We start from the raw sequence: 13,995 nt of genomic DNA on the forward strand, positions 1-13,995 counted from the left end.
CCTTCGCATATTTCCTCCCGCCCTTTCGCATCCTAGTCCTGCAACTTGTCATTTTCGACCAGTGTGAGGGGCTAGGTAGCGTGCAAATCCCAGCATGGCTTCAAGCTTTGTTTCGCGTAGACGATTCCCTGTTAGACCAGCAGTTTGTGTTGACGGATGAAGTCGCGGAAGACTCCAACGACCCCTCGAAGGCCAATCCCTCCGCCGGTGCCGGAGAAGAGAAAGGAAAAGAGGCCGGGGAGTCCGCGGGCCAATCGGACAGAGAAAAGCGCGGCGATGGACAGGGACATCCCGGCGCGGAAGATGGGAACCCCGCGGAAGGTGGGAACTCGAGGACCCAAACCGGCGATTCGACCGGCCGCGAGGAAGGGCGAGGCGTGCGCCCCATCCGTCCGGTTGCGATGGAGGCGTATCTACAGCAGGCAGGACAAAAGTCTACGGAAGGCCTGAAACAGTCGTCGGGCGCAGACGAGAAACTCCCGGTTCAGCTGCAGGAGGTGAAACGCCAGCTCGCGGCGCTGTTCCACCTGCCCGAAAACAAGGACGTGATCGTGCGGGAGTTTGCGGTGGGCCATCGGCATTGGCCGGCTCTGGCGGTATTTCTCGACGGCATGTCGGACAAGATGGTCATCAATACGCACATTCTGCAGCCACTGATGTTTTTGTCGGAGGTCGCAGAGGACGATGCGTCGCGGCGCATGGAATCTATCACCGAGGCGCTCTTGCCCGGGAACCAGATTGAAATCGTCAATGCGTGGCACGATGTGGTTACTGGGGTTATCGCCGGATCGACCGTGGTCTTTGTCGAGGGTTGTACCGAGGCTGTGGTCGTCGAGACCAAGGGTTGGGAGCATCGCTCGGTCAGCCAGCCCGCGGCGGAGCAGGTGGTACGCGGTCCGCACAACGCATTTACCGAGAACTTTCGTGCCAATACGGGGCTCGTGCGGGCGTTTCTGCGCAGCGAGCACTTAGTGACCGAAATGCTGTCTGTGGGCCGCTTGGGTAAGACGGATGTCGCTGTCATGTACATTGAAGGCTTGACCAACAAGTCCCTGGTCGAGGAAGTCAAGCGCCGCATCAAGAACATTGATGTGGATTATGTGGCAGACAGCGGCACCCTCGAGCAATTCATCGAAGACAACCCGGGCAGTCTGATCCCGCAGGTGCTGGCCACGGAACGGCCGGATCGCATAGCGCACATGCTGAGCGAAGGCCATGTCGCTATCTTTGTCGGGCAGAGTCCGTTTGTGCTGGCCGTCCCGGTGGTTCTTTGGACCATGGTGCAGAGCCCGGAGGACGCGTTTTTACGCTTCCCGTTTGGCTCGTTCGGTCGCATCATCCGTTGGGTGGCTTTGCTGGTCGCTTTTCTGTTGCCGGCTGGGTACGTCGCCATCACCAACTACCATTCTGAAATGATCCCGACGGACTTGATGCTCGCCATTGCAGCGAGTCGTGAGCGGGTACCGTTTGCGGTTATCACTGAAGTGCTGATGATGGAATTCGCGATTGAGCTGATTCGCGAGGCGGGCATTCGCATCCCCAGCGCGATTGGCCCCACCATCGGGATCGTCGGGGCGTTGATTATCGGCCAGGCTGCTGTCCAGGCGGGCCTCGTGAGTCCGCTGTTGGTCATCGTCGTGGCTGTGACTGCACTCTGTTCGTTCGCGATTCCGAATTACGAGTTATCCTATGCGGTCCGTATCCTGCGCTTTATCTTTTTGGTTTGCGCCGCCTTTTTCGGCTTTTACGCGATTGCCTTGTTGATGTGCATGCTGTTGGTGCGTCTGGCGGTGATGAAGTCGTTTGGGGTTCCGATACTTTCGCCGATTACGCCGACCACGCCCAGTTCGCGCGATGTGCTTGTGCGCGGACCGGTCTACGCGATGAACCAACGGCCCGTCTACCTGCGCACCCAGACGCAGTGGCGCCAACAGCCGATGACCCGGCCATGGAGTGCCTTCACGCGCAAGACGGCACGTCGCAACCTGTTTCGGAGAAAGGAGGACCAATAGATGGCCAAGACGGACCTCAAGGCGCGCATCGGCACCAAAGAACTGATTGCGATGATGACGCTGTTCGTCTCCACCGATACGTTTTTGAGCTTTCCCCAGCATGCCACCGCGATGACCCTGGAGGCGGCCTGGATGGTGCCGCTCTTGGCTGCTGTCATCGCGCTCGCCATTTTCTTGTACGTCGAAAACATGCTGCGCAAGCACTTTTATGGCATGGATATTGTCGAGGTGACCGTGGATTCCCTCGGCTCCATAGCGGGAAGCGTTCTGGCGATCGTCCTGGGACTGTACTTCGTCTGTGAGACTGCCGGCGTGATGCGCCAGTTTAGTGAACACGTGACGACCACCGTGCTGCCGAACACACCCATCCTCGTGGTCGGCGCAATGTACACCATCACCATCGCTTATATTGCGTATCACGGTCTGGAAGGGATTTGCCGCATTGCCTATCTGTTGATGCCGATTTTGCTCGTCGGCGCCATTGGCCTGTGCCTGCTGACGGCCAACTGGTGGCACCCCTTGATGCTGCTGCCCATCTTTGGCGCGGGTGTCAGTCACATTCTGTTCGCCGCAGCCAGCGACGCCGCGGTTTTCATGAACGTGCTGTTGCTCTGTGTCGTCTATCCGCACGCCCACAATCCACGTTCCCTGCGGAGTGTCGGGATATGGAGCATCGTGGTGCCGGCGCTTTTGATGGCCGGGTTCATCGCGACATACAACATGGTCTTTCCGGCGATTGAGACGCGCCTGGCCGCGTTTCCGCTTTACCAGCTGGCACGGATTATTTATCTTGGGCGATTTGTGCAACGGATGGAGAGCATCTTCATCTTTCTCTGGGTGACAGTAGCCATCGTCCGCATGGGCATGAGCCTGTGGGCGGCCGCCTACTTGTTTGCCCGCGGTCTGCACTGGCCGACGCCCCGGCCGGCGATTCCCGCGCTCGCCCTACTCTGTTTCGCTTTGAGCCTCTTGCCCGCAGACGTTGGGCAGGCAGTTCACTTGGTCGAGACGTACCTCATTGCCTGCGGGGCAATTATCATCTTTGGTCTGCCCGTACTCTTGGTCACTATTGGCGCCCTGCGGCGGAGAGGAACGAGTAAGGAGCGATTAGAACGTGCCTAGCATCACCATGCTCGAATTTCTGATTTCGATGCTGATACCGCTCGGAGTCGGGTTTTATACGTACCGCTTCGGGAAGTGGGTCGAAAGCAAAGGGTCGAGAATCGGCAGCGCGTCCGCGTACGTGCTCGCACTCTTGTCCCTCGGCGTAACCAGTGTCGTCCTCTGGCGGATGTTGACCTGATCGGACATAGCCATGGGTTTGCTGTTATAATGGGCGCGGGGGTAGATTCGTATGACAAACTCACCTCCCGCTTCCGTGAAAGTCACCATCTATACGGACGGGGCTTGTTCTGGAAATCCAGGACCGGGCGGCTGGGCAGCCGTCCTCCTTTATCAGGATAAACGCAAGGAGATTTCGGGCGGCGAGCGGATGACGACGAATCAGCGCATGGAGCTGACGGCGGTCTGCGAAGCTTTGGAGTGTCTCCATTACCCGTGTCAAGTCATGCTGTACAGTGACTCGGCTTACGTGGTCAACTGCATCCGTCAACGCTGGTATGTCAACTGGCGGCGCAACGGATGGCGTAACAGTAAGGGCGAGCCGGTGCAAAACCGGGATTTGTGGGAACGGCTCCTGGGGCTGTTGCAGACGCACCGAGTGGAGTTTGGGAAGGTGAAAGGCCACGCCGGCGTCACCTTAAACGAACGTTGCGACGAGTTGGCGCGAGCGGCCATTCCGAAATGACGGAACTTACACATAAGCGCCTGCAGGAGTTGGGGAAGCAGGCTGGTCTGGACGCGGTGGGCGCCACCACGGCCGATCCGTTCCCGGAATTGCTCCCCAAGCTTACGGCGTACGCCGAGCGCGGACTGACCGGATTCGAGTGCAGCGATGCACAGCAGCGAGTGAATCCGCGGCTTTGGTACCCAGAGGCGAAGAGCTTGATTGCCGCAGCCATGGCCTACCTCACCGAGCCGGGTCGGGCAGCCGCACGGCGGCACCCGAAAGGACGGTTGACCGGGCAGGTCACCGTCTACTCGTATGGACAGGACTATCATCATGTCTTGCGGGATCGCCTGGAAACGTTACTGCACTTGATTGAGCAAGAAGTGGGCCATAAAGTGGGTCACCGGATTGGGATTGACACCTCGCCCCTTGTCGACCGGCGGGTCGCCGAACGAGCGGGCATTGGTTGGCTGGGCAAGAACTGCCTCTTTTACACGCCGGAGCACGGATCATTCGTGTTTCTCGGCACCCTGGCGGTGGATATTGAGGTTGAGCCGGCGAAACGGGAGGAGCCTTCCCGCTGCGGGTCCTGCACGCTGTGTATGGACGCCTGTCCGACGGGGGCGCTTATCGCGCCGGGGGTGATTGACGCCACCCGGTGTCTCTCGTATATCACGCAGATGAAAGGGATCATTCCAAAGGCGTACCGGGCAGCCATGGGCCGACGCGTCTGGGGGTGCGATACGTGTCAGTGGGCCTGTCCCGAGAATCGGGACGTAGAGGCGTCTTGGCATGCGGAATATCTGCCGCAAGGCGAGCTGGAGTTCCCGGACCTAATTGAAATCCTTGGCTGGAGCAATCGAGCCTTCCTGCGCCGTTACGGCCATACCGCGGTAGCCTGGCGGGGAGTGCGCACTTGGCAGCGAAACGCCCTCATTGCCTTGGGAAACTGCCGCAGGCCGGAGGCCATTCCACACATCATCCCGTTCTTGCGCCACGACCGCCCCGAGCTGCGGGCGAGCGCGGCTTGGGCGCTGTGGCGAATTGGCGGGGAGGAGGCAAGGCGCGCCGTGGCGGCGGCGTATGAAACGGAGATGTGCCCGGAGGTGCGGGAGGAGATGGCGTGGGCGGCCACACATTAAACCTGCTGAATTTGCTCGGCAAACGCTTCGAGAAAGTGTTGACGCTGCTCCTGCTGCTGCGCGAAGTCTTCTAAATCGGCGAGATCGTCCGGGCGCGGCTGCAGGCGCAAGTGAGCGTGCGCCAGGCGCCAGGCCCGGTAGGGGAAGGTGAGCAAAGCCCGTACCAGGGTATATTCGGCTTTGGTCATGGACTGCACCTTGTCGAATTCGAGGAAGCAGCGGTAGGCCACGTCGCCGGACCAACGCTGCCGCTCCAGGCTCCGCCGCAAAAGATGGGCCACGTCAAGCGCGCGGGGGGCGTACGCGGCGAGGTCGAGGTCGAGCACAGCCACATCGTGGTTGGGCGTATAGATGAAGTTGTCTGGAGTCACGTCCAAGTGGCAGACGCAAGGGTCTTCCTCTTCCCGGTACAGGTGCGCGCGCACGTCCGCTTCCGCCAGGAGAGCGAGTGCCGCTTCGGCATCTCTTCGTAGCGTCGGCCCCAGATCGCACAGCCTTTGCGCAAAACGGTCCCGGGCCTTGCGCTGTTCCGCTTCCAACAAAAGCACGCGCAGGTCAGACAGCCGGCGTTTACACAGCCCTTCCAGGTTGAACTCACTGCGTAGCGATCCGCCCGATTGCGGCTCAAAGCCTCGCGAAGCCTTGTGAAACCGGGCCAGGGCGCGGGAGACCGCGGCCACTTGCTCAATCCGGCTGAAGTTGGCGGGGTTGCCGACTACCCAACGGGTCGCGTAATACGGTTGCCCATCTCGGCTGAAAAAGGGTCGGCGCGGCTTTTTCGTTAAGGCAAACCGAGGCGTCAAGGGAAAACCGTGGATGCGCACATAGTTGGCCAGTTCGTAGATACAACGAATGCCTTCCGGGGACAGGTGGGTTCGCTTCACCGCATAGACGCGCGACGGGGTGATAACGCGAGCCACACCACCGACGGCTTCTGCCCGTTTCACACTCCACCCATAGGCTTTCGGCAATTCGGGTGGGATGTCGAGTCGGCGCAGGACCCGGCGCCAGGCTGGACCCGTGAGTTCCACGTTAGGCAGGGAGGTCGTGACAAGCTCCTCATCGATGGTCCCCTCGTGACGGGCATGTGGGTGGCTATAGGGCTGTGCGGGGCGCCCAGAGGCGGCCGTATGACGGCTGGAATGGGTCTCAGAGCGACCATCTGGCCGCGGGTGTACAGGTTGTCCTTCGACAAACGAATGGCCGCCGACATCCTCGTCGGCGGCCCGATTCTCCGTTTCTTTGTGGCTCTTTGGTTTCGCTTCTTGCGATGCGGACGATTTCTGCGCGTTTGCGGACGCGATTTGTTCTAGAAAGTACGGTGGGCGCAGCATGTGCTGCAGCAGCACCTTCGCCCACGGCGGAACGTTCTGTCTGCGCTTCATCACCGGTCATCACTCCATCCACCGCGATTGGGCGTCTATACCCTACCTTATGCGGTGGAGGAGCGAATGCGTGGGCGAATTTCTTGGATTAGTGGTTCTCGCCGAGGGTGCTCCAGACTTCCAGCTTCGCCTTGACGCGATGGATGACATCGTCTGTGAAATCGGTGGTGCTGGTCCCGCCGCCCAAATCCGCGGTCCGCACGCCCATCATAATCGCCTCCAGGGTCGACTCGTAAATCGCCCGCGAGGCCATCTGGGCACTTTTGTCATCGTGGTGGGCCAATAGCGATGCGCCGGCAAGAATCATGGCCATCGGGTTCGCCACGTTCTTTCCGAACAGGCTGGGGGCGGTGCCGTGCGGTGCTTCCGCCATAATCACTTGCGGCTGCCAGTTCTCGTCGAGCGCCAGCAGGATGGATTCGGCTCCGGCAATCGATCCGAACATCTGCAGCACGAGGTCGGACAGGCAGTCGCCGTCCCGGTTGAGGGCGGGGATGACCAGCGGTTCACCCGCCTTGACCAGAAGCAGCGCGTACGTCGCGTCAATTAGTTGCGGATCGTACTTGACGCCGCTGTATTTGGCGGCCGCTTTGTCGAGTTCTTCCTTGAACATGCCTTCGTAGACCGGGCTGACGGTGAACTTGGGACCGCCAAACACGGTTGCTCCCAGGCGACGAGCATGCTGGAACGCGTATTCAGCCACACCACGGCAGACGTTGCGGGAAATGCGTTCCGTGCGGAAGGCAATCTCGTCGTCGCCCTCTTGCTCCCGCCACTCCTTGGCCCCATACGCATCGTCGACCGCCATCCGTACCACCGAGATGGGGGAAAACACGCCAACCGGGGGTGCAATGCCCGGGATGCGCCGGCCTGTCCGAACAATGACCGTGCCATTGATTTCCTTGCGCAGAATGGCATTGGGGCTGCCAACGTCGCCTTTGGTTTCCGGTGTAATGGTCGCTGCTTTCAATCCATAACGGTGCCGCCGCATCGCCTGCGCCGCTTCAAACACGACCTGGTTATTTGTCTTGCGTCGGTTTTCCAGGCTCAGGTCGTATGTCTCGAATTGGATGGGAAAGCCCAAAACGTCCGGCGAGAGCACACGCAGCGCTTCTTCCAGCAGCTCCTGACCGGTCTGGTCGCCTTGCATGACGACAATGGTCAAGTCTTGCATTGGTCTTCACCTCTTGGCAGTACTACGTATCCCAGATAAAAGCACCGTTCGCTAGTATAGCATAGCCATTCTGGCGCATTCCAAAGATATCACGCCCTTCGATATAGACATTGGGCATTGCGATTGTCTTCCGTTGTCACGGTACGCCCATCTGACATAGGCTGTAGTACGTCATCCTGGGTGGGTGAGTGCAGTGTCGAATTTAACAGGGTCCATTCAAGGTTACATGGAGGAGAGAAACCGCTACTGGTTGACGGGTGACCTCGATGCCTTGGCCAGGTACTGGGCCGAGCAAGCGGGGGAAAACTGGAAGTGGATAAAGCTGGGCTGGGAACGTCGTCGCCAATCGGCACAGATTCGGCGCAGCCGATTGCTGCGCGCGCACAGCCGCGTCCGGGTGAACCGTTGGCGGCCGCTGAATACTCCCGAACCGACAGACGGGAACCTTGGCGGGAACGGCGAATCAACCGCCGTTGACGTAGAGATGGAGGAATCCGTCAACTGGGTGTACCGGGACGGGATGGAACACGCGGTGGAGGGGCGAATTATTCGCCACCTGCAGCGATGGCAGCCAAGCCCGGACGGAACATGGCGCATCGTGAGCGCCCAGGAATCGGATGAGACGGGGATGGGGCCAAACCCTGTCGTCAGTGTCGAGAGCGACGCCGGCCTCGACGCGGATGCAGCCGGCATCGAGCGGCCGCAAACCGGGTTGCGAAGCCTCGTTCGTCGCTTTATGCGGCCGGCATGCAACACATACGACCGTCTGCAGGCTCTTCGCTACGCAGAGTTATGGTGGAATCGACCGAATCCCCAGTACGTGTATTTTCGCCTCGACGACTGCACGAACTTTGTTTCCCAGTGTCTCTACAGTGCGGGTGTGCCGATGCACGATACGGGCAATCGGGCCAGTGGCTGGTGGTACCGGTTCAACGACAGCGGCGAAGACACATGGAGCTTTAGCTGGTCCACCGCGCACGCATTGTACCTGTATCTGACCGGACAGGTGCAGGCCTCTGTACGGTCATCCGCGCAGGAACTGAAAATCGGCGACCTCGTCTTTTACGATTGGCAGGGTCAGGGTCGTTTCGGGCATTGCACCATCGTCGTCGACTTTGATCAAAAGGGCGATCCGCTCGTCAACGCCCATACGGACCCGAGCTATCATCGGCATTATCTATATTTGGACAGCCGTGCCTGGACCCCGCAAACTCGGTATGCGTTTGTCCACCTTCCGCAGCGCGTGTGTTGAGGTTACATCCAGAAAAGGGGGGTGTGGTACACTGGATGGGATGATGGAGCAAGGAGGCAACATGGCATGCACGTTGTGCTGGTGGAGCCGGAGATTCCGGGCAACACGGGGAACATTGCCCGGACCTGCGCGGCAACCGGGAGTGTCCTGCACCTGGTCCGTCCCCTCGGCTTCTCGACGGAAGACCGCTACTTAAAGCGGGCCGGACTGGATTATTGGCACCTGCTTGATATTCGTTATCATGATTCGTTGCAGGAAGTATGGGACAAGCACCCGGAGGGCCGTTTTATATACACGTCGACGCGCGGGAGGAAGTGGTACAGCGAGATTCAGTATCAACCGGATGATTTTTTGGTCTTTGGCAAGGAGACGGCCGGGTTGCCTCAGTGGGTGATTGACAAAAACTTGGACTCCGTCGTTCGAATGCCGATGATTGCCGGTGCACGGTCTTTGAACCTGGCGAATTCGGTCGCGATTATTGTCTACGAAGCGCTGCGCCAATGCGGTTTTCCTGGGCTCACGTAGAGACCACTGGATTCGCCTGGGGCATCCACTCATTCGAGGAGGCGACACCGTGAATGCTGACGACACTCCTGTTTGACCTTGACGGGACACTCTTGCCGATGGACTTGGACGAGTTCATGCGGGCCTATTTTGAACACTTGGTTCCGCGGATTGCCCATGTCTTGGATGAAAAGACCGCAGTGCGGGAAATTTGGAACGCCACCACGGCCATGATTGAAAACGAAGAACCGAATAAAACCAATTTGACCGTTCTGAAGGAACGCTTCCTCCAGGCTACTGGCCTCTGCGAAGAACAGATCTGGCCGCTGTTTGACCAATTCTACGAAGAAGGCTTTCGGGAACTCCGAAGCTATACCTCACCGACGCCCCTCGCTCGGGAAATCTGTCAAACCGCGCACGAGAAAGGGTATCAACTGGTCATTGCGACCAATCCCATCTTCCCAGAGCGGGCCATCCGGCATCGGATGGAATGGGCCGGGGTGGGGGACATCCCGTTTCAGTTGGTGACGACCCTGGAAGACATGCACTTTTGTAAACCGAATCCGAAGTATTTTGTAGAAATCGTAGACAAACTGGATGTGAGCCCGTTTTCCTGCATCATGTTTGGCAACGACGTGCAGGAAGACGGGGTGGCCGGAAAGTTGGGCATCGAAACGTATCTCGTCACCGACTGTTTGATCGACCACGGTCGCGGTCACTTCGAATTTACCCATCAAGGCAGTCTGGCGGACGTACTGATGTTCATCCGCGATTTGCCGAAACTGGAGCACCCTGCGTCGTCGAACTAACGCTGAAGACTGACCAGGTTGAAGTGACATCGGCCATATCCAGAGCCGGCACATACCGCCCGCAGAACAAAAAACGGCGTCTCGCCGCTGATGACGAGGCACCGTTTTTCTTTTGGGCTTGATGTGGCTTTTTGTTACTTGCTGACGATGTGGATAGGCGAACCCAGGGCCACCTCAGAAGCCTCCATAACCATCTCGCCCAAGGTCGGATGGGCGTGAATGGTGAGGGCGATGTCTTCGAGGGTGGCACTCATCTCAATCGCCAACCCGAGTTCGGCAATCAAGTTGGACGCCTCGTGCCCGATGACCTGGGCTCCAACCAGCAAGCCACTCTTCTTGTCCGCAATCAGCTTTATGTAGCCTTCGCTGGCGTTGAGGGCGACGGCACGGCCGTTGGCCGCATACGGGAAGCGCCCGGTTGCGACCTCGCCATACTGCTCCTTGGCTTCTTCCTCGCTCAGGCCGACACTGGCAATTTCAGGGTCGGAAAAGACGACGGACGGAATGCACCGGTAATCTACCGCGCTCTTTTTCCCCGCAATCACTTCTGCGGCGACCTTGCCTTCGTACGAGGCTTTGTGTGCGAGCGCAGGCCCAGGCACGATGTCGCCAATCGCATAGATGTTGGGGACGCTGGTGCGACACTGTTCGTCGACCTCAATCAGACCCTTGTCGGTCATCTTGATGCCAATCGATTCGAGCCCCAGTTCGTCGGTGTTTGGGCGGCGTCCCACGGTAACCAGGACATATTCAGCCTTGACCGACTTCTCTTCGTCACCGACTTTGTAGGTGAGCGTGACGCCGTCTTCGTGTTCTTCCACACCTTGCGCGAACGCTTCGGTGACCACGTCCACACCATACTTCTTCAGGTTCCGTTGGACCAAGCGGACGGCCTGCGGATCGAACGTCGGCAGAATCGACTTGGTCCCCTCAATGATGGTGACCTTGGAGCCAAACTTCGCATAGGTTTGTCCCAATTCGATGCCGATGTAACCGCCACCGACAACCACCAGGCTCTCCGGCACATGGTCGAGGGAGAGGGCTTCTGTCGAGGACAGTACCCGTTTTCCATACGGCAGAGACTTCAACTCAATCGGGCGCGATCCAGTCGCAATGATGCAGTGTTGGAATTTGTAGCGCTCACTCTCGTGTTCCTTCATAATCCGGACTTCGTCCGCCTTGGAGAAGAACGCTTCGCCTTGCACAAAGTTGATCTTATTGCCTTTGAAGAGGGTTTTGACGCCTCCGGTCATCTTGTCGACGACCGATTGCTTCCACTCCATGACTTTGGCGAAATCCAACTCCGCCTGTGTCGTGACGCCGGGGAACGGAGACTGCTTGCTTTTCTCGTAAAACTCGGCGGCGCTGATGAGGGCTTTCGACGGGATGCAGCCCACATTCAGGCAAACACCGCCCAGGTTACCCTTGTCCACGACCGTGACGCTCTTGCCGAGCTGGGCGGCCCGAATGGCGGCGACGTAGCCGCCAGGGCCAGCACCAATCACAATGACGTCTACTTCCTGGGTAAATTCACCGACGACCAATTGTTACACCTCCATGAGCAACAACCGTGGATTTTCCAAGAGCCCCTTGATGTCATTGATAAACCGCTGCGCCAGTGCACCGTCGACGACCCGGTGGTCAAAGCTGAGCGAGAGGGCCAGCATCTGCGCGCCGACAACCTCGCCGTTTTTCATAATCGGACGCTCGGTGATGCGGCCGACGCCAAGGATGGCCACCTCTGGGTAGTTGATGATGGGCGTAAAGAACATCCCACCGACCGAACCGATGTTTGTGATGGACATGGTGCTGCCCTTGATCTCTTGTGGTCCCAGTTTATTGTCGCGCGCGCGGGCCGCCAAATCGTTGATCTCTTCAGCAATGGCCCACATGCTCTTTCTATCCGCGTCGCGGATAACCGGGACCAACAAGCCGCGCTCGGTGTCGGTCGCGATGCCAATATGATAGTACTTTTTCAACACCAATTCCTGCTTTTCCTCGTCGAGCGACGAGTTGAGCACCGGGTGCTTCTTGAGCGCAGCCACCAGCGCCTTAACGATGAATGGCAAATAACTGACCTTGACACCGCGCTCTTCGGCCAAGGGCTTAATTTCCTTGCGCAGCTGTACTAGCTCGGTGACATTTACCTCGTCCATTACTGTGACGTGCGGCGCTGTGTATGCCGAGCGGGCCATGGCCTGGGCGATAATTTTGCGGATGTTGGGCAACGGCTGGCGTTCTTCCAGTGCTGTGTTTTCGGAGATGCTGACTGGGGGTGCGCCGACAGGGGCTTGCGCACGGACCGTCGCTTGCTCCGCAGTTGCCGCTGCCGCCGGAGCCGCTGGTTGGGCGCCGCCTTTCAAGTAGGCGTCCACATCTTCCTTCGTGACCTTGCCGTTGTTGCCTGTGCCTTTGACCTTCGTGATGTCCACGCCGTGTTCGCGGGCGTATTTGCGCACACCCGGTGTGGCCAGCACTTCGTGGGCATGGCTGGTCAGGTCTGTGCCCTGGTTGTCGGCCTCTGCGGCTGCCGGTGCAGGCGACGGGGCCTCGGCAGGGGATTGACCCTCCTTTTTCACATTGGCGGTCACGTTCTCAAGGCCTGCTCCATGCACGCCCGCATCGCTGGCATCCTGGGCCGGGGCTGACGCGCCGGTTTCCGCTTCATTGCCTTCACCTTCGACTTCAAAGGTGATGAGGATGTCGCCAACCACCGCAGTGGCGCCTTCCTCGACTTTCAATTCTAGCACCTTGCCGGCAACTGGGCTGGGTAGTTCCACCATCGTTTTGTCATTTTCAATTTCCGCCAGAGCGTCGTCCTCCTGAACGGTGTCGCCCGGTTTGACCAACCATTTTTCCAGGCGTCCCTCATGCAGTCCTTCGCCAAGCTCTGGCAAACGGAATGCGTAAACTCCCATTTTGCTCACCTCCAGACGGTTGACGTCAATTACATGCTCATGACCTTGTCCAGGCCGCGCAGAACCTGCTGCTCGTCGGGCAGCCATTCGTCTTCAATCAAGCCGAACGGATATACCGTGTCCGGAGGCGTGATTCGCAGTACGGGGCCTTCCAGATGATAAATGGCGTGCTCGTTAATTTGTGCGATGATTTCCGCTGCTGCACCGGCCGAGCGCTGGGCCTCTTGCACGACTACGGCGCGATGGGTCTTCTTGATGGACTCGACAATGGTTTCGATGTCAATCGGGTTAATCGTGCGCAGGTCGATGACCTCCGCCTCAATCCCCTTTTCCTTCGACCACTGTTCTGCCGCCTTCCTAGCCACATGCACCATGTAGCCGTAGGCGATGACGGTCACGTCTTTGCCTTCGCGGACCACGTTCGCCTTGCCGAGAGGGATGGTATAGGCTTCGTCCGGCACCTCCTGACGGATGGATCGGTACAGGCGCATATGCTCCAGGAACAGCACCGGATCGTTATCGCGGATGGCGGAGATGAGTAGTCCCTTGGCGTCGTACGGATTGGAAGGAATGACGACTTTGATGCCAGGGGACTGGACGAACAGGCCCTCCAGGCTGTCGGCGTGCAGCTCCGGGGTTTTCACACCGCCACCGAACGGGGAACGGATGACCAGCGGGCAGGTGAAACGGCCGCCTGTGCGGTAGCGGGTACGCGCTGCCTGACCGACAATCTGGTCCATCGCTTCAAAGACGAAGCCAAAGAACTGAATTTCCGCAACTGGACGGAACCCCTGCATCGCCAACCCGTTTGCCAACCCGATAATTCCCGACTCAGCCAGCGGGGTATCAAACACGCGTTTGTCGCCGTACTTTTCCTGCAGGCCTTCGGTGGCGAGGAAGACGCCGCCGTTGTGGCCTACGTCTTCGCCAAATAAAAGGACCTTCTCATCGCGCCCCAGTTCCAGGTCAAGCGCGTTGGTGATGGCTTTAATCATCGTCACTTCTGCCAT

Annotated in this window: 13 protein-coding genes; 8 read left to right on the forward strand and 5 right to left on the reverse strand. The window is 58.9% G+C overall.

The genetic code is table 11. The annotated features are described in order from the left end of the window. The first annotated feature begins 80 nt into the window (after positions 1-80). Genes H522_RS18690 through queG form a run of 5 tightly spaced genes read left to right on the forward strand, consistent with a single transcriptional unit; the run spans position 81 to position 4,943 of the window. Positions 81-2,012, forward strand: a complete 1,932-nt coding sequence (locus H522_RS18690) for a spore germination protein (RefSeq protein ID WP_051344129.1) — start codon at positions 81-83, stop codon at positions 2,010-2,012. Next, positions 2,013-3,134, forward strand: coding sequence for a GerAB/ArcD/ProY family transporter (locus tag H522_RS0109715; protein ID WP_026962162.1), 1,122 nt, complete (start codon positions 2,013-2,015; stop codon positions 3,132-3,134). Beyond that, entirely contained in the window at positions 3,127-3,315 is a 189-nt protein-coding gene (locus tag H522_RS0109720) for a hypothetical protein (protein ID WP_026962163.1), read from the forward strand. Before H522_RS0109715 ends, H522_RS0109720 begins: the two co-directional genes overlap by 8 nt. A gap of 51 nt (positions 3,316-3,366) precedes the next feature. Then, positions 3,367-3,819 carry a ribonuclease HI gene (rnhA, locus tag H522_RS0109725; protein WP_035453362.1) on the forward strand — a complete coding sequence of 151 codons (453 nt, stop codon included), beginning with the start codon at positions 3,367-3,369 and terminating at the stop codon, positions 3,817-3,819. Beyond that, the gene (gene queG / locus H522_RS0109730; RefSeq protein ID WP_026962165.1) at positions 3,816-4,943 is read left to right on the forward strand and encodes a tRNA epoxyqueuosine(34) reductase QueG; all 1,128 of its coding nucleotides are present in this window, start codon (positions 3,816-3,818) and stop codon (positions 4,941-4,943) included. Before rnhA ends, queG begins: the two co-directional genes overlap by 4 nt. On the opposite strand, the gene H522_RS18695 is transcribed toward queG, so the two are convergent. Together H522_RS18695 and H522_RS0109740 are read right to left on the reverse strand one after the other, a co-directional pair. Continuing rightward, positions 4,940-6,328 (reverse strand): phosphotransferase, encoded by a 1,389-nt coding sequence (locus tag H522_RS18695; protein ID WP_155836325.1) that lies wholly within the window; start codon positions 6,326-6,328, stop codon positions 4,940-4,942. The genes queG and H522_RS18695 overlap by 4 nt on opposite strands. Before the next feature lie 88 nt (positions 6,329-6,416). After that, the gene (locus H522_RS0109740; protein ID WP_026962166.1) at positions 6,417-7,502 is read right to left on the reverse strand and encodes an isocitrate/isopropylmalate family dehydrogenase; all 1,086 of its coding nucleotides are present in this window, start codon (positions 7,500-7,502) and stop codon (positions 6,417-6,419) included. Between the two features lie 193 nt (positions 7,503-7,695). On the opposite strand from H522_RS0109740, the gene H522_RS0109745 reads away from it, so the two are divergent. The 3 genes from H522_RS0109745 (at position 7,696) to H522_RS0109755 (ending at position 10,067) form a co-directional block, all read left to right on the forward strand. Next, positions 7,696-8,754, forward strand: coding sequence for an amidase domain-containing protein (locus H522_RS0109745; RefSeq protein ID WP_026962167.1), 1,059 nt, complete (start codon positions 7,696-7,698; stop codon positions 8,752-8,754). Between the two features lie 66 nt (positions 8,755-8,820). Further along, complete coding sequence (gene trmL, locus H522_RS0109750; protein WP_026962168.1) at positions 8,821-9,279, forward strand: tRNA (uridine(34)/cytosine(34)/5-carboxymethylaminomethyluridine(34)-2'-O)-methyltransferase TrmL; 459 nt, start codon at positions 8,821-8,823, stop codon at positions 9,277-9,279. 53 nt (positions 9,280-9,332) lie between these two features. After that, a complete protein-coding gene (locus H522_RS0109755) occupies positions 9,333-10,067 on the forward strand; it encodes an HAD family hydrolase (protein ID WP_026962169.1) in 735 nt (244 codons plus the stop codon). A 134-nt stretch (positions 10,068-10,201) separates the two neighbouring features. Here H522_RS0109755 and lpdA read toward each other — a convergent pair whose 3' ends face one another. The 3 genes from lpdA to H522_RS0109770 are packed head-to-tail and all read right to left on the reverse strand — an operon-like array spanning position 10,202 to position 13,995. After that, positions 10,202-11,611, reverse strand: coding sequence for a dihydrolipoyl dehydrogenase (gene lpdA / locus H522_RS0109760; RefSeq protein WP_026962170.1), 1,410 nt, complete (start codon positions 11,609-11,611; stop codon positions 10,202-10,204). 3 nt (positions 11,612-11,614) lie between these two features. Then, the gene (locus H522_RS0109765) at positions 11,615-12,985 is read right to left on the reverse strand and encodes a dihydrolipoamide acetyltransferase family protein (RefSeq protein ID WP_026962171.1); all 1,371 of its coding nucleotides are present in this window, start codon (positions 12,983-12,985) and stop codon (positions 11,615-11,617) included. A 29-nt stretch (positions 12,986-13,014) separates the two neighbouring features. Continuing rightward, a complete protein-coding gene (locus tag H522_RS0109770) occupies positions 13,015-13,995 on the reverse strand; it encodes an alpha-ketoacid dehydrogenase subunit beta (RefSeq protein ID WP_026962172.1) in 981 nt (326 codons plus the stop codon).

It is taken from the genome of Alicyclobacillus herbarius DSM 13609, assembly GCF_000430585.1.
GTDB classification, from domain to species: Bacteria; Bacillota; Bacilli; order Alicyclobacillales; family Alicyclobacillaceae; genus Alicyclobacillus_G; species Alicyclobacillus_G herbarius.